Source organism: Burkholderia sp. BDU5 (assembly GCF_001522845.1).
Classification (GTDB): domain Bacteria; phylum Pseudomonadota; class Gammaproteobacteria; order Burkholderiales; family Burkholderiaceae; genus Burkholderia; species Burkholderia mayonis.
The window spans coordinates 1-1,452 of record NZ_LOWC01000062.1 but is presented as its reverse complement, the minus strand read 5'-3'; the positions used below and the strand labels follow the sequence as shown (position 1 = coordinate 1,452).

The following is a 1,452-nucleotide window of genomic DNA, read 5'->3' as shown; positions in this document are numbered from 1 at the left end:
ACGCACCGGGATATAGGGCGTCGGCTTGAATTCGCCCGGCCCTTTGTTGCTGATCGTCTTCCAGAATTCGGGAAGTTTGGTTTGCCACCACATAGAAGTGACGAAACCCGGTGACATCGGCGTGTCGACTCCTGCCTTCCGTTCCTCTGCATCATAATGTGCGGAGAAGCCGTCCGGCCCAGAATCATGATTGATCTGCCAGAAGTAGTTCCACAGCCGAGTGATATCGTAATCGGTCGTGTTCTTGTTGACGTTCTGAGTCTGCTCGACGGCGTACGGACGGATAAACCTGTCAACTCGATCCGAGCGGGACACAAGCATCGAGACCATGCTGTCCGGCATCGAGGGAATGTTCGACTGCTTGAATGTGTCCACATAGCCCGGCGTCTGGTTAAGCTTTCGGGTCGCTGCCCCATCAAACGTGACGACGACCGCTTCAGGGACATCTGGATGCGCGTCGAAGAATGCGAACAACTTCTCAATGATGCTGGCGCCGTCGTCGGTGTTCGCATCTTCCTGCCACAGCAGCAGCGTGACGCCCAGGCCCGCTTCTTGTCGAAGCCCAGAAAGTTCTGCGCCTGGCCGATCAGCGCGCTGCGCCTTTGGAGGCTCCCAAATAAACACTGGGACGGGCCAATATTCAACCGAATTGCGCGCTCCGAATTTGAAGCTGATCCGAGTCGACAAACCGAGCTCGGTCATTCGCGCATCGTCGTTAGCCGGATAGTCGTCGGGGTTCTGCGACATGTACGTCGAGTGGTTGTCTGCCTTTGTCCCGATGGCATTCCAGATCTCCTCGTTCGTTTCACTACCAGTGACGAGTCCGAGGCCACGCACCTCCAACGCGAACTTCTCGCCGAACTGGGCAAGCAGCGTCGGCGTGCCGTTGTTTCCATGCACCACCGCAGCGGGCATCTCCGGTGCAGCGGACACCGAATTTGCGACCACAGACGCAGACTCAGCAGGCGCGCGATGCAGCCAAACATATCTCGCCGCGAAGGCCATAGCGATGACGCCCAGTGCAACCAATACACCGTTCCGAATGCTACCCACCATACCCGGCATCTCCTGTCCTGTCGCTGCCCAAACCTGATAATGCCTCGCCATCACGAGGAAAGTCCAACCTAGCGCGATCAATACGAATACAGCCGCGAACGGCCAGATACGAGGTTTCATATCGCCTCTTCGATAATCTCATGTTTTGCTTTCAGCCTTCAGCTCGCTGGTGACCAATGGCGGAAAAGTAAGCGGCACAAACCTCTCGGCTGGGAATATGCCCGATCGGTAATATGTTGAGCACGCATCTAAAAAACCACGCGTACTTTGATCCAATCGGTTGAAGGCCTTGCATTCTTTCATCTGCTTAAATGCACGGGGCGTCATCTTCCAATCAGCCATCAATAGCAACAACTGCCGCCAGTCCGGATCATCCAACGTCACCGCCTGGCCGAC

2 protein-coding genes are annotated in these 1,452 nt (G+C 56.0%); both read right to left on the bottom strand.

Translation table 11 applies throughout. The annotated features are described in order from the left end of the window. Positions 1 to 1,176, bottom strand: a 1,176-nt coding sequence (locus WS69_RS12175; protein WP_059471024.1) for a type VI lipase adapter Tla3 domain-containing protein, incomplete at its 3' end; no start/stop codon positions are given. 18 nt (positions 1,177 to 1,194) lie between these two features. Then, a partial coding sequence (locus WS69_RS12170; RefSeq protein ID WP_156438085.1) for an effector protein Tle3 domain-containing protein occupies positions 1,195 to 1,452 on the bottom strand: 258 nt, incomplete at its 5' end.